Below are 20,679 nucleotides of genomic sequence, written 5' to 3' on the forward strand. Positions count from 1 at the left end.
AGGCATGCTAGATAAAGAGAATCATGTGAGGAGAAGTGAGGTGCTGGCATGAAACGATGGTTGATTCTGTTTGTGGCGGCTGCTCTCTTCGCTGGCTGCAATGCGGGACCGCAGGACGAGAAGGGAAAAGCCAAAACGACGCAAAGACAAGAAAGACAAATCGCTGTACAAAAACTGGGGGAGAGCAAGGCCGATACGGTTATTTTCCTCAACAGGGCTGAACACGTCTGGGAGGAGCTTTACTTTGCGGCGATGGAAAGCAAAAGAAAGCCGATCCGCGAAGACGGCTTGACCTATCGTGCCCTTCCCTCCCGCTTTGACAGCCGGGAGAAAATCGTCTCCTATTTTTCCCGCTACTGGACTCGCCCCTTGGCTGAGCGGATGTACGACAATCTGACTACTAAGATAGTCAAGGGAAAGGTCTATCTGGCAGGGCCCTCCGCCCTGTATCCGGTATTGATTTCGACCGGCAACACGAGCTTGGAAAAAACGGCAGACGGGCTGCTCGTCACGGTGAACGAGGCCACCTCCCCTTCTTTTGCGTCGGAAAGGACGATTACGTATTTGCTCGTTCGCGACAAAAAAACAAAGCGGTATGAAATCAAATCGAGAACGGGTGCGTACGGCAGCGAACAATTTGAATAACCCTCTTGACATTTTTATCCCTCCATGCGAATAATTATGAATTAATAAGCGCATACGGATTGCAATGACGGGGACTAGTAAAATCGCATGTCCGGACCAGAGAGCGAAATTCAGCGGCTGAGAGATTTCGCCCGCGATACGGTTTGAACCCACCCCCAGAGCTGCCAGGGATGACCTGGACAGGTTTCTTTCACCTGTTATCAAAGAAAGAGAGCTGGACGATATCCGAGCATCCAACGTGCTCCTATCGTCAAGTAAGGTGGTACCGCGAAGGTAAATGAACCCTTTCGTCCTTATGTCGAGGAACGAAAGGGTTTTTTATTTTTCTAGACAAGGAGGCTCTGAGATGAAAAAGGGAAAATTGCGGCTGGTTGTAAAGGTGGGCAGCAGCTCGCTTGCCGCTGCGGGTGGAGGCTGCGACCCGTACAAGATGTCTCTGCTCGTCTCCGCGGTAAGCAAGCTGCGAGAGGCAGGACACCAGGTCGTTTTGGTTTCCTCGGGCGCGGTGGCGAGCGGCTTTCGGGGACTGGGGTATCAGCAGCGACCGCGAACGCTGGCAGCCAAACAAGCAGCAGCCGCGATCGGCCAGAGCCTGCTGATGCAGACCTATACCCAGCTATTCGGGTCCTACGGGATCACAATTGCGCAAATATTGCTTACACGCAGCGACTTTTCTCACCGGGGACGGTATCAACACGCTTTCCAGACGCTGTCGCTCCTTTTGGAGAAAGGCGTGCTGCCGATCATCAACGAAAACGACACAGTCTCTGTGGAAGAGCTTACCTTCGGCGACAACGACATGCTGGGCGCGCTCGTTGCCGGTCTCGTTCACGCCGATCTCTATCTTATTTTGACGGATACGGATGGTCTGTACGACAAAGATCCGCGCAGCCATGACGACGCCGTTCGCATTCCTCACCTGCCTGCGATCACAGAAGACGTGGAGGCGCTTGCCGGTGGCGCTTCCCGGCTCGGTACAGGCGGAATGCGTTCCAAGCTCATCGCTGCCAAAACAGCCCATCATCTGGGCATCTCTACCTTCATCGGGCGCTTGGGAGAGCCGGACGACCTGATTGCCGTGTTGCGCGGCCAAGGGAAGGGCACGTACGTCGGCCACAAGCCGGAAGAACCGCCGCTGCACGCTCTTCCGACCCGCAAGCAATGGATTGCCCTGCACTCCCCTGTCAGCGGCCGGATCACGATTGACTCCGGGGCGGCAGAGGCTGTCCTGGAAAAGCGGAGAAGCTTGCTGATAGCAGGCGTTCTGGAGGTCAGCGGAAGTTTCCTGCAGGGCGAGGTGATCGACGTGTACTGCGACGGCCGCCTGATCGGCAGAGGCGTAAGCCGTTATGACGCGAGCGAATTGCAAGACCTGTTGTCAGCGCATCACCCGGCGAAGCCAAGCGGTACGGTAATCCACCGCGATCAATGGACGGAAGCCGCCTTTTTAACCTAGAAAGACAAATAAACGGCAGTAGCCGCTGACGTATTGGAAAGGGAGATGAGAACCATGGAGAGCGCCCTGAAAGAGAAATTGTATGGGCAAATGAAGCTGGCAAAGGAAGCGTCCCGCCAGTTGGCCCGCTTCAAGCAGGAAGCCAAAGACGCCGCCCTTTGCGAAGCAGGCAGACAGCTGCTGCAAAACCAGACGGCGATCCTGGCGGCAAACGAGCAAGACCTGATCAAGGCCCAGCAGGATGGTCAGCCCGCCGCCTACCTGGATCGGCTGCGACTGACGCCTGAGCGGCTGCAGGATTTGGTGGACAGCCTGCATCAGCTCGCAAAGCAAACCGATCCGGTCGGTGAAATCATGGAGCGCTGGACTCGTCCAAACGGTCTGGTTATCGAGCAAATCCGCGTCCCGCTCGGCGTGGTCGGCATCGTCTACGAGGCACGTCCCAACGTCACTGTCGATGCGGCGGCAATCGCCCTGAAGACAGGAAACGCGATCGTCCTGCGTGGCAGCCGAAGCGCACTTTCCAGCAACCTCGCGCTCACTGAATGCATCCGCAAAGCGCTGGTCCAATCCGGCCTCCCCGAAGAAGCCGTTCAGTACCTGCCTTATCCGGATCATGAAGCTGTAGATCTATTGTGCACCGCAAACGGCTTGATCGACGTCATCATTCCTCGCGGAGGCGCTTCGCTGATCCAGCGCGTACTGCAAAAGTCGACTGTGGCCGTTCTGGAAACAGGGGTCGGAAACTGCCACGTCTACATCGACAAAACGGCCGACTACGACATGGCCGAAGCGATCATCCTGAACGCGAAGTCAAGCCGCCCGGCTGTGTGCAACGCCGCCGAAACTCTGCTCGTCCACCGCAGCTGGCCGCAAGATTTGCAAAACAGACTGCTTGCCAAGCTGCTTTCAGTCGGAATCGAGCTTCGCGCCTGCGAAAAGACACGGTTGCTCCACCCCGCTCTTGCGAACCGATTGGCAGCAGCTTCGTCAGCGGATTGGGATACCGAATACTTGAGTCTGACCCTGGCAGTCGCCACTGTTGACAGTCTTGATGACGCCATCGGGCATATCGAAAGCCACGGAACGGGGCATTCGGAAGCCATCGTCGCTTCGGACAACGAGAGAGCCGAGTTGTTTCTGTCCCGTGTAGATGCCGCTGCGGTTTATCACAATGCGTCGACCCGCTTTACAGACGGAGGAGAATTCGGCTTCGGCGCGGAGATCGGCATCAGTACTCAAAAACTGCATGCACGCGGCCCGATGGGTTTGACCGCCCTGACGACCAGCAAGTACGTCGTCCGCGGCTCTGGCCAGATCCGCTAATACAAACAAATCAGCTGCAAGTGGGCTCGCCTGCACCGCTGCCCGCCTGGGAAGGCGACTGGCAGGCAGGTCCCCGCGCAGACAGAGGAGGATTCAGCATGAGTAGCATCAACCTTCAAACCGTGCGCATCGGCTTTCTCGGCGCAGGCTCCATCGTAGAAGCCATGCTGGCCGGTATCGTCAAAAACCGATTGCTTTTGCCGGAGCAGGTGCTGATCACCAATCGCTGCAACCAGGATCGTCTTCAATGGCTGTCAGAACAATTTGGCGTATCCGCGTGCTCCAATAAACATACATTGATTTCCCAATCGGACATCCTGATCCTGGCGATGAAGCCGAAGGACGCTGCCGAGGCCTGCCAAAGCCTGAGAGGATTGGTACGCAAGGAGCAGCTGATCATCTCCGTCATCGCCGGTGTCTCTACCGATTGCCTCGGCGAATGGCTCGATATCGACTGCCCGATCGTCAGAACGATGCCCAACACTTCGTCCGCCATCGGCTTGTCGGCGACCGGCATGGCAGCCAACCGCTTTGTCACAAAGGAACAGCTCCAGCTCGCCACCCTGCTGTTTGAAGCAATCGGTTCCGTCTACACCGTTGCCGAGGAAGAGCTGGACATCATCACAGGTCTGTCCGGCAGCGGCCCTGCATACATTTACTATCTGGTGGAAGCGATGGAAGGTGCAGGCGAGAAAGCCGGCCTTTCCAGGGAGATGGCCCGGAAGCTGACGGTCCAGACTCTGCTCGGGGCAGCCCAGATGCTGCTGCACACTACGGACGAACCTGCCCTTCTCCGGAAAAAGGTGACCAGTCCGGGAGGCACCACTCAAGCTGGCCTGGAGGTGCTGGAATCGTTCCGCTTTCAACAAGCGATCACTTCAGCTGTTCTTCGCGCAGCCGAGCGGGCCCGTGAACTCGGTGCCCAGTACCAATAAGCCCTCGGGCTTTTCCGCTGGGGCCCGCTTTCGTGTATACTGGTAGAAATGAACCGAACGAGGAGAACATGCATGGAGATCTACGCCCTTTTTGGAACAAGCGGAACCGGAAAAAGCACGAGCGCCCTCCAGCTTGCCCATCAGCTGGGGATTGACGCCATCATTGACGACGGCATTCTGATCCATCAGGGACGCAAGCTGGCCGGGACTTCCGCCAAATATGAAAAAACAAAAATACAGGCGGTAAAACGGGCCATTTTTCACTACCAGGACCACGCCGATGAAGTGCGCCGGACGCTCGCGCTGACCAATCCGGAGCGCTTGCTGATCCTTGGCACCTCCCGCCGGATGATCTCCCGAATCGTCGAAGCGCTCGGACTGCCGGACCCTGTCCGCTACATCCCGATCGAATCGATCAAGCCCCAGCAGGAGATTGAAGCAGCCCGCTACATCCGGGAGACGCAGGGAAAGCATGTGATCCCGATTCCGCGGGTCGAGGTGGAAAAGGATTTGCTGCAGCGCCTGATCGCCTCCGCCCAACAAATTTTTTCCCCGAAAAAAGAAGTGATCGGCGAAACGACCGTCGTCCACCCTTCTTTTACTGGCGGACGAATCATGATTCATCCCCAGGTTTTGCGAAAAATCGTTCAGGTTACATGCGCCCGATTTCCCGAGGTCACGCAGCTGCAAAAAACAGTCTATACGTTTGAGGATTTGCCGCGTCTGGAGGTTTCCCTGACGCTGCGTCTGCCCTTCGGCACTCCCCTGCAGCCGCTTGCTCACCGGATTCAGCAAGCGCTTCACGAGGAAGCGACGTATTGTCTGAACATCGCACCCGCAAGCATCGATCTGAAAGTGGTTCAACTCGAATTGGAAAAATAAAGGGCTGGGGCAGTTCTCTGCTTCCAGCCTTTTTTTGCTTCCTTCCTGCAAGGATATTCCCCTTTGGCTTGCCCCATGCTAATACGTGTGTATCCCATCATGGTTAATGAAAGGAGAACACCGATGCCTGCAATGATGACTGCTCCGCAGCAAACACAAGTGCCGATTCCCCAGCCTCCCCGCGCAATCACCACAAAGGACTGCAGCTACCTGAAGGATGCCCTGTCATGGCAGCTTTTGGCCTTTAAAAAGCTTCACTTTTTTGCCCAGCAAGCGACCGATCCGGAAGTGAAGCAGGCTTTGGAAAAAGCAGGCCAAATGCACCAGCGGCACTACCAGAAGCTGTTGACCCATTTGCAGGTCAACAACGCCGCGGTGATGGCTTCCATCCCTCAGATACAAGCCCAAGCGCAGCAACAGCAAAACCAGGCCCAGTAAAGGGAGGGGAAACCTGATGCCCAATCAAAATCAGATTGCCAATCCACAAAGCGGACAGCTCCCCCAGGTAAAAGGACCGCAGATGAACGATCGGGACTTTATCAACGATGGCCTTGCCACGTGCAAATACCTGACTGACAGCCTCAATGTTGCCGTACGGGAAGCCAGCCATCAGCAGTTGTACGACGACCTCTTGCAAATCTTGAACGAGACGCACCAGAGCGCTCGGGAAATGTACAATCTGATGTTCCAAAAGGGCTGGTACAAGCTGGAGGCAGAAGAGCAGCAAAAGCTGCAGCAGGCATATCAGCAGTTCAGCGGGTACTCCAGCCAATTTCCTTATCATTGATGGGAGAAACACGAAAGAAGGGACATCCACGACCGGATGTCCCTTTGCTTTGAAATCGATGTACGCAATGCAATACCGCTTGGCGTTAATGACTACAGCACAAAAATATCAGTCTTTTGCCGCAGCTGCCTGATGTGGACTGCTACCTCTTCTGCTTCCCTCGCAACCTGCCGGATATGTTCCCCAACCTCCTGGATCGTAGCGGTGACCTCCTCGGCCGAAGCAGCGGTCTGCTCGGAAACCGCGGTCACGGAAAGGACGTCCTGCCGAATCGACTGCTGGAATCGGCTCATCTCATCCGTAATGACTACGACTTGCTCCAGAGCCATCTGCAAAGCGTCCGTGATGGCTGCCAGACGGGATACTCCGTCAGAAACGCCCTTGATCTTTTCGGACTCCTCTTCGTACTTCGACATCGTCAATTCCAATTCACTTGTCACCCGGTTTACTTCTCCGATGACATCCTGCACATTTCTTTGGATCACCAGGGTCGCTTCGGAGGTTTTCTCGGCCAGCTTTCGCACCTCTTGGGCGACGACAGCGAAGCCTTTCCCCGCTTCCCCCGCCCTGGCGCTCTCGATGGCCGCATTTAGTGCGAGCAGATTCGTCTGCCCGGCAATTTCCTGAATCGTGGTCACGACGCTGCCGATGTCAGCCGACTTTTGCACCAGCCGTTCCATACCGGAATTGACTTGTCTGAGCTGGGCTGACGTTTCTCTGGAATGCGACAGGAAGGACTCTAGCTGCAGCCGGCTTTCTTCTCCTGTCCGCAAAACGTCTCTGCCCAGGCGCTGCATGTCTTGCACCTGTTGATTCACGTTTTGAATCTTATCCGTCAACTCGCCATTGAGCCCGGAGATGGCTTCGACAGACCGGGCCGTCTGCTCGTTCCCCCGCGCGATCTCGCTGCTCGCCGTGCCGATTGCAAGTGCCTGTTCCTCTACGTTTTGCATGCTGCGGGCCATTTCGTCGGTCATTTGATCCATTTGTCCAGCCGCTGTTTTCACATCGCCAATCAGCTCTCTGAGGTGCGCAATCATCTGGGAAAAAGAATCCATAATCAGGCCGATCTCGTCTTTTCTCGAATAGGCAAAATCCGCTTCCGCGAGTTTTCCGGCTGAGACTTCCCCGGCCTTTTCGCTGATTTGGCGCAGAGGACGCAGCCTCCTGCGAATGAACAGCGCCAGACAGATCGCGGCGAGGAAGGAGACAATCAAATTGAGTGAAAGCGTAGCGGGCAGGCTTTCCCATTGGACCTTCGAGATGATGCCTTGGACAGCCGAAGCATCAATATCGACGCCGAGAATGCCTACCACCTTGCCAGACTGGACCAATGGGGCAAATGCAGAAAGGTAGTCCTCATTGTATTTGGCATCATGGACGATCGGCTGACTGGCTGTTCCCCCGTTGAGAACAGGAACCAGCTCCTTGTACGTCAAGGTGGAAGCCTCATCGCCGATCTCGGCTGCATTCGGCTCCCCTTTGGGCAAGCCATCGATCATCAGCTTCACGTTTTCTGCCTCATCTACCTGAATCGTATAAATGTACTTTGCCCCCATTTTCTTGCGAATGTCGTCCAATTGATTCCGGATGCTCCAATAGTCCTCGCCCTCCACAGGGTTTTCCAGGAAGCGTTGATACGTCCCGATGTCCACCTGTGCTGCCGCATTCCGGGCCAAATCCATCCCGAAAGCGGAGATCGACTTTTCTACGGCATTGCTGTTGTGCAAATAAAGACTAAGCGCATTGACAGCCGCCAATAAAAGCATCACCACTCCGATGATGATCACGATATTTGTCACGATGCTTGTCTGTTTTTTTGTTTTCATGGAATCCCCCCAGCAATGGCTTTCCCGACATGTTTTTGTATGGATTTCCCTACCCTTTTTCCCGCCGCGATAAACCCGCTACTTCCGCAATAACTGCGAGAGCCGGTACAGCGCATGCTCCAGGTCCTCCTCGCTTGCGTAAGCGTAGGAAAGACGCATATGCTGACTGTCTGTTTGGTCATACACATATCCGGGGTTCAGCAGGATTCCCTCGGAGAGCGCCCGTAAAAAGAGCGTCCGCATGGATCTCGCCTGCTCTAGGCGCAGCCAGATGTAAAACCCGCCACGCGGCTCCTGCCATTCGGCAATGCCGGAAAACCAGCGAGAAAGAGCACTGCATGTCAGGTTCCTCCGCTCTTTCAGCGACGCTCTTACCCGCTTCAAGTGTTGCTCGTAGCGATTTCCCCGCAGCCACTCTGCCGCAGCCAACTGGGACAGAGCGCTTGCACCGTAATCTGTCTGCATTTTGACATCGGCCAGCCGCTCGATCACCGGCTCCGGCCCGACGATCCATCCGATACGCAGCCCGGGGCTGAGCGTCTTGGACAGGCTCCCGGTGTACAGGACAAGCCCGTTCTGGTCCAGCGCTTTCAGCGGCAGCGGTCCCGGCTCGTCCAGCCACAGCTCGCCGTACACATCGTCCTCCAGGATCGGAAGCCGCTCCCGTTCGCAAATAGCCATGACCTGACGTCTTCTGTCTTCAGACATGAGCGTGCCGGTCGGATTGTGAAAAGAAGGAATCGTATACAAAAGAGCCGCATCCCGGAGCTGCTTTTGCCTGGCCAAAGACTCCGGCCGTATTCCTTCGTCATCCATCGGAATCCCCAGCAGGCGCATCCGGGAAGCTTGGAAAACCGATAGCGAGTAAAGGTAGGAAGGTCGCTCCAGGAGAATACCGGAGCCCTGTCGCAGGATACCTTGCGAGATCAATTGCAGGGCTTGCAAGGCTCCCGACACGATCAGTATCGATGCGGGCGACGCCTCAATCCCTCTTGTCCGCAGATAGCCGCTGACGGCCTTGCGCAGCGGCAGCCAGCCCTTTGGCTCCGAGTAGCCCAGGTGGGTAAGGCGTCCCCGCAGCGAACCGAGGATCTCTTCCGTTTCCCTGAGCGGCAACAGGTCGGGGGACAGCTCTCCCGTTCCCAGACGGATCATGGAAGGATCACTCTCGTATTTGTTGATGTCCTGTATCGTCTGCATATTGGACGGATGATCTCCTGTCTGTACATAGCTCATCCAATCGGGAGGCGCTGCGGATGCGAGAACGGACCATGTATTGTTGCTTACGACCGTTCCGCTTCCCACTACAGACTCGATCAGTCCTTCCGCTTTTAGCTCGTCCAAGGCCGTGACCACTGTACTGCGATTTACCCCCCAAGCCTCCGCCATCGCCCTTTGCGTGGGAAGTCGGGTATGAACCGGCCATTCGCCGCTTGCGATCTTTTCCTTTATATACTGGATGATTTGCAAATAAACAGGCAGGTCAGCATGTTTGTCCGGCTTCCAGTCCAGCTTCAGCATCACAGCATTCCCCTCCTTTTCCGACAGTTCGTTTTGTTGCTATTTTACGAATTGGTTGGTCTCAAAGCAAACCAATTGGCTGGAGACATTCTCCGTTTTTTCACGTACGCTAAAACCTATGAAAAGGATACAAAGGAGGCTCCCGCATGTGGGAAGCAATCGCGCACGGTTTCGCACTCGCACTTGGCTTAATACTGCCGCTAGGTGTGCAAAACGTATTTGTCTTTAACCAGGGAGCACTGCAGCCTACTCTCTGGCGTGCACTGCCAGTCGTCATCACGGCTGCTCTTTGTGATACCGCCCTTATTTTGCTGGCTGTGCTCGGTGTTTCACTGGTCGTCCTTACCTTTGCCTGGCTGAAAATGATCCTGTTTGCAATCGGTGTCTGTTTCCTCGCATATATGGGCTTCATGACCTGGCGCAGCCGCCCGGCTGTGGACAAAGAGGCAGCGGAGCGCTTCACGCCCAAGCGGCAGATCATGTTCGCCGCGTCCGTTTCCCTGTTGAATCCGCATGCCATCCTGGACACGATCGGGGTCATCGGAACGAGCTCGCTTCAGTATACGGGTACGCTGAAATGGGCCTTTTCCCTCTCCTGCATCCTGGTCTCCTGGCTCTGGTTTCTGGCGCTTGCCATCGCCGGAAGAACCGCTGGAAAGCTCGACACCTCCGGCAGACTGCTCCGCGGGCTAAACATCGTCTCCGCGCTGATTATCTGGGCTATCGCATTGTATATGGCCATTTCCTTGATCCGCGATTTTCAGTCTCTTTCCTGACCAAAAAAAGAGAGCCTCCCCGCTCTCCTTTTTTGCTTCTCTACGTTCCTCTGCGCTTTTCGGCCGCAAACACTTCTCTTGTTTATCCCAAAGAGGTCCAGGGCAGGATAATAGTAACACCTCCAAGAATTCCGCACACGCAAAGGAGCTGAAGGGATATGACTCGTCAACGGTACAGGCAGCTTCGCTATCCGTTAATCGCGTTGGCGTTGATACTGGGGTTACTGGCTATTCATCAGTACCGCCTGTATGCCTCTCCAGTGACTGCCCAACGCGTGCAGACTGTAACCATCTCCAATGCAGGTTTCTTGCCCAACAAGCTATCCGTCAACAAAGGAGAGACCGTCTCCCTGATGATCGTCAATACGGATATTCGCCCGCACAATCTCGTGATCCGCGAATTGAACGTGCAATCCTCCGATCTGAAGCCAAACCAGTCGGCAACGCTGCAATTTTTGGCTGAGCAGGAAGGCCAATTTCCATTCATCTCCAATACCCCCGGCTATCCGGAAATCGGTTACCAGGGGACTTTGATCGTCAATTAGCCTTCACGCTGGATGGCTCTAGCAACGGAAGAGCTTTGCTAGAGGTGGCTGCTTTGGGCAAACCGGGGCTGCTTCCACGGCCCATAGCGGATTACTAGCAAGGGAATCAAGCCTAGAGCAGTCGCAATCCCAAAGAACAAATACGTTTCCAAAATCGACGAGAGGTCCTTGATCCAGCCGCCGACCAGATTGCAGGTCATCGACCCGAGTCCATTCCCGATAGACACAAATAAAGACAGCGCCGTCACTTGCAAAGAAGCCGGTGTGTTGTCCCTGACAAATTGGGAAGCTGTGGCCAAATAAAAGCCGACGGAAAGTCCTTGCAGGAAAAAGAAGGCGATCACAAATGTCGTCCCCGGCGCCGAGCTGTACCATAGCCAGCGCATGGCAGAAACAGTCCCCGCCAAAAGAATCGTCAGCTCCAGGCCGAAGCGGCGGACAAAGAAACTGGCCAGCTTCATGAACGGCGCCTCACTGCCGGCAAAGAGCATAAAGGCAAGCCCGATGCCGGCGACAGAGCCGCCAATATGCTGGTAGTACAGCGAAAACCAGATGTTGTGCGCATTAATGGCTCCGTAGATAAAGAAAGAAGCAATGAGAAAAAGGACATAGCGAGGGAGCTTCATCAGCTCCATCACGCCCTGAAGGAGGCTCCCGCCAATCCGCGGAGCCGATTCGGTATTATCCGGAATATTTCGCAAAAACCAAACAGCGATCAGCGACGCCGCACAGTAGGAAACGAAAATGCTTCCCGTACCCCATTGCTCCAGAGCGAGTCCTGTCAACAGCGCTGCCACGGCAAAGCCGACGGCACCCCATAGGCGAATGTCTCCAAACTGGAGGTGATGTTGTTTGGCATAGCCGAGCGCCATGCTGTCCGAGATCGGTACCAGCGCACTTTGGAAAATAGAGAGCAGGACGTACATAAGGAAGACGAGCGCAAACGTCGAAACCGCCGGAAAGAGCAGACCGACCAACCCCGAAGCGACCAGCGCAAGCATCAATACAGGTTTTCGTATCTGAAAACGATCACAGATCATTCCCCAAATCGGCTGGGTGACCATGGAAACAACAGGAGTCACTGCACTGATGATGCCGATTTGGGTTCCCGTGAGCTGAATGGACTGATAATACTGAGTAATCAGCGGATAAAGCGCCCCGTACCCGTAATAGATGAACAGATACAAAGCACACAAGCTCATATGCCGCCCTACCTTGCCCTCCATAGAGTCCTCCTTCTGATTTAAGAAAACCAGGTTTTCGCCAAACTGTTTGGCGGTCGACCAAAGAAAAGACGAGCCAACAGTGCTCGTCTTTTGCAGGTCTTCAGCATCCGCGCCCCATCGACAGGCTCTGGCTCTCCTGCCGCAGTGAGCCAGCCGCCTGACGAAAGCCGGCGCTTTACTTTACCGATGGAAGGATTTTGTTCATATTGACCGTTCTTTTCTTATCCCACGTCTCCGGCTTCGTTTCGTCGTATTGCTCGAGAAACTGGATAACCTCTTTGGTCAGCGGCGTCGGGGTGGACGCCCCGGATGTTACAGCCACCCGCTTTTTCCCTTTCAGCCACTCCAGATCAAGCTCGGACAAGTCTGCGATCCGATATGCCGGCACACCGGCAATCTCTTCCGCTACCTGAGCGAGCCGGTTGGAGTTGTTGCTGCGGGGATCGCCGACGACGATGGTCAGATCGGCCTCGCCTGCCTGTTCGGCAACGGCTTCCTGCCGAACCTGCGTGGCCAGGCAAATTTCATTGTGGACCTCTACTTGCGGATAACGCTTGATGATCGCGTCCATCAGGTGTTTGACATCCCACTGGCTCATCGTGGTCTGATTGGTGACAATCAGTCTGTCGGTCGGCATCGACAGTTTTTCGATTTCGTCTACGGTCTGCACCAAATGCACCCGATCAGGAGCGATTCCTACTGCCCCTTCAGGCTCCGGATGCCCCTTCTTGCCGATGTAGAGGACGTGGTATCCCTCCGCCACCTTTTCACGGATCAAATCATGCGTTTTGGTGACATCGGGGCATGTCGCATCCACGACGGTCAGCCCTTTATCACGAGCTTTTTTTCGCACCTCCGGCGAAACGCCATGCGCGGTAAAAATGACTGTCCCTTCGTCTATTTGATCCAAGAGGGCAAGCCGGTCTTCGCCATCCAGCGTTTTGACCCCCATCTTTTCAAACGATTCAACCACATGGGCGTTGTGCACGATCATCCCAAGAATGTGGATGGGACGGGGCAGATCGAAGTTTTGCGCCGTTTTGAGCGCGAGCACCATAGCGTCAACGACGCCGTAGCAATAGCCGCGGGGGGAAATCTTGATGACTTCCACGTTTACCCCTCCTCCATTTTGCGTATTGCCTTCATTATAACTTATTTGGCCGCTTCACGCTTCAATTCGTACACCTTCAAATTGTTGTAAACAACCTTGAGCATCGGTACGGCAATCCCGAGCTGGTCTGCTTTCTGAATCAAAAATCCTTGCAAGTGGTCGGCTTCCACCGGCAAGCCTTTTTCCATGTCGCGCAGCATGGATGCCTTCATGCGATAGCCTTGCTTCATAAATGTATCCATTTGCTTGTCCTCAACGTCCTCGTCGATCGGAGCTCCCAGCTTGCGCATAACGGCTGCGCTTTCCTCGGCCAACTGGCGTGTCAGCTCCAGTCCGTACACCGCATCGCGGATCGGACCGACTGACGAATTCATCAATGTCGTGATTCCTGACAGCGTGGTGATAAACAAGTATTTTTGCCACATGTCACGCTGAACATCGGCGCTGGCCCGAATGCTCGCTTTCGTACCGGCGAATGCCTGTTTGAGCGCTTCGACTCGTTCGCTTCCTCCACCCTCCCACTCGCCGAAAACCATGTCGTGCGTCTGGCTTGTCTGGACGACATCTCCCTCCGGGTTCAGCGTCGTTTCGATGAAGCACAATCCGCCCAGCACCCGGTCACGACCGAATGTATCCCACAACCGCTCCATGTGAGCGATTCCATTCAAAAGCGGCAGAATGACTGTATTTCCGCCTACATACGGCTCGATCGACTCGATGCTGTCATCCAGGTGATACGCCTTATTGGATAACAAAATGACATCAAACGGTCCTGCCTTTTCTCCCGAGACAATCAATTGGGGCTGCTCCAGGTGAATATCGCCGTGAACGCTTTGTACTCTCAGCCCTCTTTGCTTCAATTGTTCCCGTCTGCGTTCCCTTACGAGAAACGTGACGTCGACCCCTTTTTCAGCGAGCCGGGCACCGAAATAACCGCCTACTGCCCCCGCTCCCAACACCAGCACCTTCACCTAAATCCCTCCACCCTTTTTGTTCGAAATAGTTCGTCTATATTTTACAAAAAAGGAACCGGATACAACACCCCGCAATATTATGTTAGAAAAACTAACATTGAATGTCACTAAACCTCTTGACAGCCTCGTTCGTAAACTTTTATAATCCTCAGTATAGAAAACAGAAGAAAGTCGAACGTTTAAAAATGGATTCTTAATAAATATTCGTGAACGGAGTGATTCGAATGGATGCTAAAACAATTCTGTCTCTCATTGAGCTGGAAAACATTGAATATGTGGACTTCCGCATTGTAGATTTGCTCGGTCGCCAACACCATGTCACCATTCCTGCCTATGCTGTCGACGAGGACACTTTTCACAACGGCGTCGCTTTTGACGGCTCCAGCCTTACAGGCTACAAGGGCATCGAGGAAAGCGATATGGTCGCGATTCCCGACCCGGCCAGCGCCTTCGTCGATCCGTTCGTCGAAGCCAAAACATTGAATATCGTCTGCAACATTCACAATCCCGACGGGTCCGCTTATGATCGCGATCCCCGCGGCATCGCCCTGAGGGCGGAAGCGTATTTGCAGGAGCTCGGAGTGGCAACAGATGCCTACTTTGGTCCGGAATCGGAGTTCTTCCTGTTTGACAACGTCCGCTATGCTTCCGGTCCATCCGGCTCTTTCTACCACATCGATTCCGAGGAGGCTTACTGGAACACTGGCGCGGAAGGAAAAAATCTTGGCTACAAGGTCCGCAACAAAGGCGGTTACTTCCCGGTTCAGCCGACGGATTCGCAAGCGGATATCCGCAATGAAATGTGCACCCTGATGTCGCAAGCGGGTCTGAAAGTCGAGCGCCACCACCACGAGGTAGCAACGGCTGGCCAAGGCGAAATCAACTTCCGCTTTGACACGCTGACCCGGACGGCAGACAACCTGCTTCTGTTCAAGTACATCGTGCGCAATGTAGCTGCCAAGCATGGCAAAACTGCCACCTTTATGCCGAAGCCAATCGTCGGCGACAACGGTTCTGGCATGCACGTCCACCAAAGCCTCTTTAACGGCGACACGCCGCTGTTTTTTGAAAAAGGCGGATATGCGAACTTGAGCGAGATGGCCCTCCACTACATCGGAGGCATCCTGCATCACGCGCCGGCATTGATAGCCCTGACCAATCCGAGCACCAACTCGTTCAAGCGGCTGGTTCCCGGCTACGAAGCACCCGTCAATCTGGTGTTTTCCAAAGGAAATCGCTCGGCAGCTGTCCGCATTCCAGTCGCGGCCGTAACACCGAAGGCTTCCCGAATTGAATTCCGCACCCCGGACTCTACAGCCAACCCATATCTGGCGTTCGCCGCCATGCTGATGGCCGGACTGGACGGAATCAAGCGCAAGCTGGACCCTCGCGAGCTGGGCTACGGTCCGATCGACAAAAACATTTACGACTTGTCCGATGCCGAAAAAGTGGATATCAAGAGCGCGCCAGGGTCGCTGGCTGAAGCTCTGGATGCTCTGGAGAGAGATTGTGACTTCCTTCTCGAAGGCGGCGTCTTTACACGCGAGGTAATCGAAAGCTGGATTGCCGTGAAACGCGGCGAAATTCAAGAGGTCGAGCGTACGGTGAATCCGAAGGAATTTGAGTTGTATTACGATCTGTAAGAGGAATGCTCGTATAAAATCCCTTTTGTATGAAGTGTGATCTTGTGTTTCATCTGAAAATTGGGACAGATTGGGGACAAACGGTAAAAAACAACACATAATGATGAAAGGAAGAGAGCCCTTCTCGCTTGAGGAGGGCTTTGTTCATGTATGCGCCCTTTTGGCTTTAGAGAGAGTGGCGAAGAGATTGGATAGCGCTTTGATGTCCTGTTTTGCAGAGGATTATTGCGAAAGTCTATCATAAGTTTTCGTCATTTGCGGAATACCTACATTGATCTATGTCTACCAGGGAGGTTTCATCATGGCAACGTTTTACGAAAAATACGGTGGCGAAGAAACAGTTGCTAAAGTCGTTGACTACTTTTATGAGTTGGTTTTAGCTGATGATACCGTGAACCATTTTTTTGCCAACACCGATATGGAGAAGCAGCGGAAGCATCAAACAAAGTTCATCAGCTTTGCCCTGGGTGGGCCAAATCAATATTCGGGCCAATCGATGGCAAAGGCCCATGAAGGCATGAATCTGCAGCCGGTTCACTTTGACGCCATTGTGAAGCATTTGCATGCTGCCCTTGCCCATTTTGGTGTAAGTGAAGAAGATATTGATGATGCGTTGACCAAGGTCGGGTCGCTACGGGATGATATTCTGTACAAATAGGCGTACTGCCACTGTGTTCATCAACTTCCTGGTATTGGTTTGATGAAAAATCCGCGGCTACCATCACGGCACCCAATTTTGATCAATCTCCGCATTCGCCCTTACCCCACACTCTTCTCACGCATAGCTTATTTTGAAGCTTTTTCCAAACCTAGCTAAGGAGTGATTCAGAGTGTCCAGCAGCTGCGGAATTTTTGGCGACAACTTTTCTTTGATTTTGGTTCTGTTCATCCTGTTGGTAATCGTCGGTTGCGACTGTGATTAATTTGCAATGCTTGCGGGCGGCTTTTCCAAGCCGCCCAATGATGGACTTACGAATCAAAGGCAATTATCCTCACGTAAACAAGGAACATAAGAGCAAACAAACCCTTCCCGGGACAAACATTCATGATGCGAACAAGCGAAGCCCTTCTCTGTCGAGGAGGGCTTTCGCTTATAATGGCGCGGATTGTTTCGTCGCGAAGGCAATCGCTGTTTTAGTAACGCAGCTCGTCTGTCAACTGCTCCTCATTTGGGTTCCCGGCCTCATCCTCCACAATCGCCTCCCCCACCCTCACCTGAACATAGCTTCCGTTTGGCAACAAATCAAGGGTAATCACCAGCTTGTTCGCGGAGAATTGAATCGTATCGTCCCGGCCCAAAGATTCGTAAGGGCCTCCATCTACCGAATAACTGATCATACCCTTGACGTCATCAAGATCTCTGCTAAGCGTGACTTCTTCTGCAAACAAAAGCGTTACTTCCAGATGAGGCGCATAGGTCTCGGCTGTCGCCAATTCCGACCGATCATAGCCGCCAGCTACGAGGACGCGTCCATCCGGGAGAGGCGCAGCTACTCCTTCCAAGCGTCTGCTGGAAAGCGGAACGGTATACTCCCACGTATCGGTTCGGGGATCATATATTTCCGCCGAGCTCTCCGAAATCCCCCCTGCTACCAGCACTTTGCCATTTTTCAATGCGACTGCTGAAGGCTTGTATCGTTTCTCATACATATCACTTGCATATGTCCACGAATCCGCGTCGGGATCGTAGACTTCCGCGGACTTCAGCTCGTTGCCGGCCGCATCTATACCGCCCATTACCAATACTTCTCCGGTTGGAAGAAGAACTGCGCCAGCACCTTCCCTTCCTGTATTCATGTTTGCAGCGCTGCTCCATTCTTCGGTCTCTGGATCAAATATTTCCGCTGACTTTTGAACGCCTTTCTTTGAAAAACCTCCCACTACGAGAATTCTTCCGTCCTCAAGCGTTGCAGCTGCCGGCTTAAACCGTTCCATTTCCATGGGGATACTTTCGGTCCAGCTATCCGCTTTTGGATCGTACACTTCTGTCGACTTTAAAAATGTACCCCTTCCTTCCGGGTCGCCGCCAACGACCAGTACCTTGCCATCAGGCAGTACGGCTGCAGCCGGACCGTACCGAGGCACGCTCATGTCTTCCAGTTGTGTCCACTTTTCACGACGCGGGTCGTACATGACCACTGTTTTTTTCATACTGCCTCCAGCGACCAGAATTTCACCATCTGGCAAAACCGCGGCTGCTCCACCGATATTCGGCTCCATCATCTTCGCCGTCTCTTCCCATCCTCCAGCTTTTGTCTCGGCATCCTCCGAGACGGGCCCTTCCAGGTCAACAGCAAAAACAATCGGGGTGGGCAGGGAAACAATGCCCTGTTGATCAATTGCATAGAGAACGTATTGTCCTCCATGGGTCAGCTTTGTCTCCCTCGGGGCAATGGTGATCACCGTTTCCGCATCGGCTGCGGTCACATCGGTGCTGCCAACTGCGGCCAGTCGGATCCGGTTCTCATCGCCGGGTATGCCGCTGGGAACGAGATATGCACTGCCAGCCTTCGTGCTTTTCACTACTACATGGAAGCCGTCCTGATATTCCTCCTTGTTTACCCAATGATCTCCACCGGCCGTTTGCTCTGGCATCCAACCGACCACTGGAGGATTGTCGCTATTCTCGCCTTATACCACGCATGGCTTTCGAACGAGCCTACACCGTGCGGGCGCCTTTCAGCGCACACGGCGTTCCATCAACGAATAAGAAAACTTGTACAACGGGCAATGTAAGTCTAGTTCGAAAATCTTGCTCTGTAGACTAACTAAAGTTATAGGGGGGCCGAAATTTCTTTAGACAAAGGCTCTGTTAAAGGCTCTGGCTTGTATCACCTTTAAAATGTCAACAGTCTCCATTCTCGTTTGAAACAATGGATAGACCGCTTTAAAGGCGTGACTACAGCGTATCTCGACAACTACGAAATGACAGAGACATATGACAGTTTGCGACTGTCAAGTTTTACTGTAAATTAGTAAAATTATGGGCGACAAAAATTATTCGTATAACAGAAAGACAGACAAGGTATTTCGGGAGGTATTTTTTTGATAAATAGAGAAGAAATATTTACTTATGTAAAGGAGAAATTTGGCACAGAGCCAGACTACCCTTGGTTCAAGTATCCAGATTATGCGGTATTACGACACAACAAGGATGGCAAGTGGTATGGAGTGATTATGAATGTACCGAGAATCAAATTAGGTGTATCAGGGGAAGGAAGAGTCGATATAATTAACCTGAAGTGCGACCCGGAAATAAATCGTTTATTAAGGAGTCAACAAGGAATTTTGCCTGCATACCATATGAATAAGGAGCATTGGATTACAATTGTTTTGGATAGTCCTTTTCCTAAAGATGAAATCTACGATTTAATTAATTGGAGTTACAATCTAACCAAATAAAACAGAATTCATCTATTCAAATATATAGGCAGTTAGCATAATCCAGAGGCAATATCTGTTAGAGGCGCAGCGTTTTAGTTGCATCTCTTATTTTAATAAAATATCAACCCTATACGGCAACAGAGCCTAGACAACAAAAACAGCCGGACAAGCATCCGGCTGTTCAGGTTGCAGACAAACTCCCTCGCTGAACGAACAGCAGAGGGAGTTTGTTTAATAATTTGATGAAAATACCGAAGGTGTTTTGATCGTTCACCTTTTGGCGACCTGATTTCCATAGCCAGGTCGCCATTTTTTTCAAGTTCATGGCAGCGAAAACAAGCATCGCCTGCATCGTGACCTTCTCCAGTCCTCGTAAGGTCGTCCAACGCATGCCATGCTTTTCCTTCATATCAGCGAATACACGTTCAATCGTTTCTTTCCGTTTGCTATAGATTTGTTTGTTTTCCTCGGTATGCCGGAGGTGGTCTACCTCTTCGAGGTAATCAGCCCAGATGTGGCGACTCACTCTCTTTGTGTAGTCTTTACTTTCCGTGCATTGTTTCAAGAACGGACAACTTCGGCAAACTTGAGAATTTGATCGATAGATACGGTACCCATCCTTGTTTGTTGTCTCATATGTTAAGATTTGCTCGTTCGGGCAGATGTAGCAGTCGAAATATTCATCATACACATATTCGTGCTTTTTAAAAAAACCTTCTTTGGTGCGTGGTCTTGTGTAGGGCATAACGGGGCGAATCTGGTCATCAAGGAGTGTTTTACTGATGTAAGGCGTCTTGTATCCCGAGTCCACTGCCACAGCTTGAGGCTGTGCAAACGTCTTTCGCACTTGATTCAAAACATCCTCAAAAACCTGACTGTCATGCACATTGCCTGGCGTTACCTTGGCACCAAGCACAAATCCATTTCGATCACATGCTGTATGAAAACTATAAGCAAATACACGTTCCTTTTCCCCTTTTACAAACAATCCGCAATCCGGGTCAGTTGTGCTGACTTTCACCTCCTTCTTCGAAGTTTCTGTCTTTTTTTCAAGGGGCTTCTTTCCATGTGCAATACGATCCTGATTGATTTCTTCGTCCAGCAGCTCTTGATATTTCTTCGCTTGTTCTTCAACGATTTCTTTCACGTATTTATGCTTATTCGCACTGGCTTTTACATGCGTAGCATCAATGAAAAGCACATCAGGCTTCACGAATCCATGATGAACCGCCTCCTCCAATATTCGAAGGAAGATCGACTCGAAGAGTTGAGTATCCCGAAAACGGCGAACATAGTTCTTGCCTAGGGTCGTGAAATGGGGAATGGGCTGACTGAAATCATAGCCAATAAACCACCGATAGGCAACATTGGTTTCGATCTCTTTAATCGTTTGTCGCATGGAACGAATTCCAAAAATATATTGGATGAAAGCAATTTTAACTAAGACTACAGGGTCAACACTGGGTCTGCCATTGTCATGACAGTAGAGGCTTTCCACCAAGTCATAGATGAACGAAAAGTCGATTGCATTTTCAATTTTTCTTACGAGATGATCTTCTGGCACCAACTCATCTAGCGAGAATGCAGATATCTGATAACGCCCTTCGGCCTCTTGCTTATTAAGCATAATGCCACCTCT

20 protein-coding genes, 1 pseudogene and 1 other annotated feature are annotated in these 20,679 nt (G+C 52.6%); of the genes and pseudogenes, 14 read left to right on the plus strand and 7 right to left on the minus strand.

Features of this window, described 5'->3' with window-relative positions:
* Positions 1 to 48 precede the first annotated feature (48 nt).
* The 7 genes from NSQ24_RS21545 to NSQ24_RS21575 all read left to right on the plus strand — a co-directional run bounded on the left by NSQ24_RS21545 (position 49) and on the right by NSQ24_RS21575 (position 6,031).
* Complete coding sequence (locus NSQ24_RS21545; protein WP_122957780.1) at positions 49 to 645, plus strand: DL-endopeptidase inhibitor IseA family protein; 597 nt, start codon at positions 49 to 51, stop codon at positions 643 to 645.
* A gap of 55 nt (positions 646 to 700) precedes the next feature.
* Positions 701 to 943, plus strand: a binding site (T-box leader).
* 48 nt (positions 944 to 991) lie between these two features.
* Positions 992 to 2,101, plus strand: coding sequence for a glutamate 5-kinase (proB, locus tag NSQ24_RS21550; RefSeq protein WP_024985582.1), 1,110 nt, complete (start codon positions 992 to 994; stop codon positions 2,099 to 2,101).
* Between the two features lie 54 nt (positions 2,102 to 2,155).
* Positions 2,156 to 3,427, plus strand: a complete 1,272-nt coding sequence (locus tag NSQ24_RS21555) for a glutamate-5-semialdehyde dehydrogenase (protein WP_031931613.1) — start codon at positions 2,156 to 2,158, stop codon at positions 3,425 to 3,427.
* Positions 3,428 to 3,525: 98 nt separating this feature from the next.
* Positions 3,526 to 4,362, plus strand: coding sequence for a pyrroline-5-carboxylate reductase (proC, locus tag NSQ24_RS21560; protein ID WP_003391295.1), 837 nt, complete (start codon positions 3,526 to 3,528; stop codon positions 4,360 to 4,362).
* A 72-nt stretch (positions 4,363 to 4,434) separates the two neighbouring features.
* Positions 4,435 to 5,244 carry a hypothetical protein gene (locus NSQ24_RS21565; RefSeq protein ID WP_003391293.1) on the plus strand — a complete coding sequence of 270 codons (810 nt, stop codon included), beginning with the start codon at positions 4,435 to 4,437 and terminating at the stop codon, positions 5,242 to 5,244.
* A gap of 123 nt (positions 5,245 to 5,367) precedes the next feature.
* Positions 5,368 to 5,682 (plus strand): ferritin-like domain-containing protein, encoded by a 315-nt coding sequence (locus tag NSQ24_RS21570; RefSeq protein WP_003391291.1) that lies wholly within the window; start codon positions 5,368 to 5,370, stop codon positions 5,680 to 5,682.
* Between the two features lie 16 nt (positions 5,683 to 5,698).
* Positions 5,699 to 6,031: a spore coat protein gene (locus NSQ24_RS21575; protein WP_003391289.1), complete on the plus strand. Its 333-nt coding sequence runs from the start codon at positions 5,699 to 5,701 to the stop codon at positions 6,029 to 6,031.
* 92 nt (positions 6,032 to 6,123) lie between these two features.
* Here the strand turns inward: NSQ24_RS21575 and NSQ24_RS21580 are convergent, their stop codons facing one another.
* On the minus strand, positions 6,124 to 7,860 hold the full coding sequence (locus NSQ24_RS21580) for a methyl-accepting chemotaxis protein (protein ID WP_003391288.1): 1,737 nt from the start codon (positions 7,858 to 7,860) through the stop codon (positions 6,124 to 6,126).
* 78 nt (positions 7,861 to 7,938) lie between these two features.
* A complete protein-coding gene (locus NSQ24_RS21585; protein WP_031931614.1) occupies positions 7,939 to 9,381 on the minus strand; it encodes a PLP-dependent aminotransferase family protein in 1,443 nt (480 codons plus the stop codon).
* A 146-nt stretch (positions 9,382 to 9,527) separates the two neighbouring features.
* Between NSQ24_RS21585 and NSQ24_RS21590 the strand changes: the two genes are divergently transcribed.
* Positions 9,528 to 10,157, plus strand: coding sequence for a LysE/ArgO family amino acid transporter (locus tag NSQ24_RS21590; protein WP_003391283.1), 630 nt, complete (start codon positions 9,528 to 9,530; stop codon positions 10,155 to 10,157).
* 158 nt (positions 10,158 to 10,315) lie between these two features.
* Positions 10,316 to 10,702, plus strand: coding sequence for a cupredoxin domain-containing protein (locus NSQ24_RS21595; RefSeq protein WP_003391281.1), 387 nt, complete (start codon positions 10,316 to 10,318; stop codon positions 10,700 to 10,702).
* A 38-nt stretch (positions 10,703 to 10,740) separates the two neighbouring features.
* Here the strand turns inward: NSQ24_RS21595 and NSQ24_RS21600 are convergent, their stop codons facing one another.
* The 3 genes from NSQ24_RS21600 to panE form a co-directional block, all read right to left on the minus strand.
* Entirely contained in the window at positions 10,741 to 11,928 is a 1,188-nt protein-coding gene (locus NSQ24_RS21600) for an MFS transporter (protein ID WP_024985585.1), read from the minus strand.
* A gap of 175 nt (positions 11,929 to 12,103) precedes the next feature.
* Positions 12,104 to 13,039 (minus strand): 4-hydroxy-3-methylbut-2-enyl diphosphate reductase, encoded by a 936-nt coding sequence (locus tag NSQ24_RS21605; protein ID WP_003391276.1) that lies wholly within the window; start codon positions 13,037 to 13,039, stop codon positions 12,104 to 12,106.
* A 41-nt stretch (positions 13,040 to 13,080) separates the two neighbouring features.
* A complete protein-coding gene (gene panE / locus NSQ24_RS21610) occupies positions 13,081 to 14,010 on the minus strand; it encodes a 2-dehydropantoate 2-reductase (protein WP_003391274.1) in 930 nt (309 codons plus the stop codon).
* Positions 14,011 to 14,237: 227 nt separating this feature from the next.
* Here panE and glnA point away from each other — a divergent pair, with 227 nt between their 5' ends.
* The 3 genes from glnA (at position 14,238) to NSQ24_RS21625 (ending at position 16,579) form a co-directional block, all read left to right on the plus strand.
* Positions 14,238 to 15,656 (plus strand): type I glutamate--ammonia ligase, encoded by a 1,419-nt coding sequence (glnA, locus tag NSQ24_RS21615; RefSeq protein ID WP_003391272.1) that lies wholly within the window; start codon positions 14,238 to 14,240, stop codon positions 15,654 to 15,656.
* A 301-nt stretch (positions 15,657 to 15,957) separates the two neighbouring features.
* On the plus strand, positions 15,958 to 16,314 hold the full coding sequence (locus NSQ24_RS21620; protein WP_003391270.1) for a group 1 truncated hemoglobin: 357 nt from the start codon (positions 15,958 to 15,960) through the stop codon (positions 16,312 to 16,314).
* Between the two features lie 172 nt (positions 16,315 to 16,486).
* Positions 16,487 to 16,579 (plus strand): YjcZ family sporulation protein, encoded by a 93-nt coding sequence (locus NSQ24_RS21625; protein ID WP_024985359.1) that lies wholly within the window; start codon positions 16,487 to 16,489, stop codon positions 16,577 to 16,579.
* Positions 16,580 to 16,790: 211 nt separating this feature from the next.
* Here NSQ24_RS21625 and NSQ24_RS21630 read toward each other — a convergent pair whose 3' ends face one another.
* Positions 16,791 to 18,251 carry a hypothetical protein gene (locus NSQ24_RS21630; protein WP_339166556.1) on the minus strand — a complete coding sequence of 487 codons (1,461 nt, stop codon included), beginning with the start codon at positions 18,249 to 18,251 and terminating at the stop codon, positions 16,791 to 16,793.
* Between the two features lie 228 nt (positions 18,252 to 18,479).
* Here NSQ24_RS21630 and NSQ24_RS21635 point away from each other — a divergent pair.
* Both NSQ24_RS21635 and NSQ24_RS21640 read left to right on the plus strand, forming a co-directional pair.
* Positions 18,480 to 18,632: pseudogene (locus tag NSQ24_RS21635) on the plus strand (IS1595 family transposase); the annotation flags it as partial.
* 69 nt (positions 18,633 to 18,701) lie between these two features.
* A complete protein-coding gene (locus NSQ24_RS21640) occupies positions 18,702 to 19,058 on the plus strand; it encodes an MmcQ/YjbR family DNA-binding protein (RefSeq protein WP_003391266.1) in 357 nt (118 codons plus the stop codon).
* Positions 19,059 to 19,221: 163 nt separating this feature from the next.
* On the opposite strand, the gene NSQ24_RS21645 is transcribed toward NSQ24_RS21640, so the two are convergent.
* Positions 19,222 to 20,667, minus strand: coding sequence for an IS1182 family transposase (locus tag NSQ24_RS21645; RefSeq protein WP_024985259.1), 1,446 nt, complete (start codon positions 20,665 to 20,667; stop codon positions 19,222 to 19,224).
* Positions 20,668 to 20,679: the final 12 nt, after the last annotated feature.

Source organism: Brevibacillus sp. FSL L8-0520 (assembly GCF_037963895.1).
In the GTDB taxonomy this organism is placed as follows: Bacteria; Bacillota; Bacilli; order Brevibacillales; family Brevibacillaceae; genus Brevibacillus; species Brevibacillus borstelensis.

Bases quoted from the DNA above. Each gene is read 5' to 3' on its own strand.
- glnA (WP_003391272.1), top strand. From the start codon at position 14,238: ATGGATGCTAAAACAATTCTGTCTCTCATTGAGCTGGAAAACATTGAA.
- NSQ24_RS21590 (WP_003391283.1), top strand. From the start codon at position 9,528: ATGTGGGAAGCAATCGCGCACGGTTTCGCACTCGCACTTGGCTTAATA.
- NSQ24_RS21585 (WP_031931614.1), bottom strand. From the start codon at position 9,381: ATGCTGAAGCTGGACTGGAAGCCGGACAAACATGCTGACCTGCCTGTT.
- proB (WP_024985582.1), top strand. From the start codon at position 992: ATGAAAAAGGGAAAATTGCGGCTGGTTGTAAAGGTGGGCAGCAGCTCG.
- NSQ24_RS21645 (WP_024985259.1), bottom strand. From the start codon at position 20,667: ATGCTTAATAAGCAAGAGGCCGAAGGGCGTTATCAGATATCTGCATTC.
- NSQ24_RS21630 (WP_339166556.1), bottom strand. From the start codon at position 18,251: ATGCCAGAGCAAACGGCCGGTGGAGATCATTGGGTAAACAAGGAGGAA.
- NSQ24_RS21555 (WP_031931613.1), top strand. From the start codon at position 2,156: ATGGAGAGCGCCCTGAAAGAGAAATTGTATGGGCAAATGAAGCTGGCA.
- NSQ24_RS21570 (WP_003391291.1), top strand. From the start codon at position 5,368: ATGCCTGCAATGATGACTGCTCCGCAGCAAACACAAGTGCCGATTCCC.
- NSQ24_RS21600 (WP_024985585.1), bottom strand. From the start codon at position 11,928: ATGGAGGGCAAGGTAGGGCGGCATATGAGCTTGTGTGCTTTGTATCTG.
- NSQ24_RS21565 (WP_003391293.1), top strand. From the start codon at position 4,435: ATGGAGATCTACGCCCTTTTTGGAACAAGCGGAACCGGAAAAAGCACG.
- proC (WP_003391295.1), top strand. From the start codon at position 3,526: ATGAGTAGCATCAACCTTCAAACCGTGCGCATCGGCTTTCTCGGCGCA.
- NSQ24_RS21545 (WP_122957780.1), top strand. From the start codon at position 49: ATGAAACGATGGTTGATTCTGTTTGTGGCGGCTGCTCTCTTCGCTGGC.
- NSQ24_RS21620 (WP_003391270.1), top strand. From the start codon at position 15,958: ATGGCAACGTTTTACGAAAAATACGGTGGCGAAGAAACAGTTGCTAAA.
- NSQ24_RS21595 (WP_003391281.1), top strand. From the start codon at position 10,316: ATGACTCGTCAACGGTACAGGCAGCTTCGCTATCCGTTAATCGCGTTG.
- NSQ24_RS21575 (WP_003391289.1), top strand. From the start codon at position 5,699: ATGCCCAATCAAAATCAGATTGCCAATCCACAAAGCGGACAGCTCCCC.
- NSQ24_RS21580 (WP_003391288.1), bottom strand. From the start codon at position 7,860: ATGAAAACAAAAAAACAGACAAGCATCGTGACAAATATCGTGATCATC.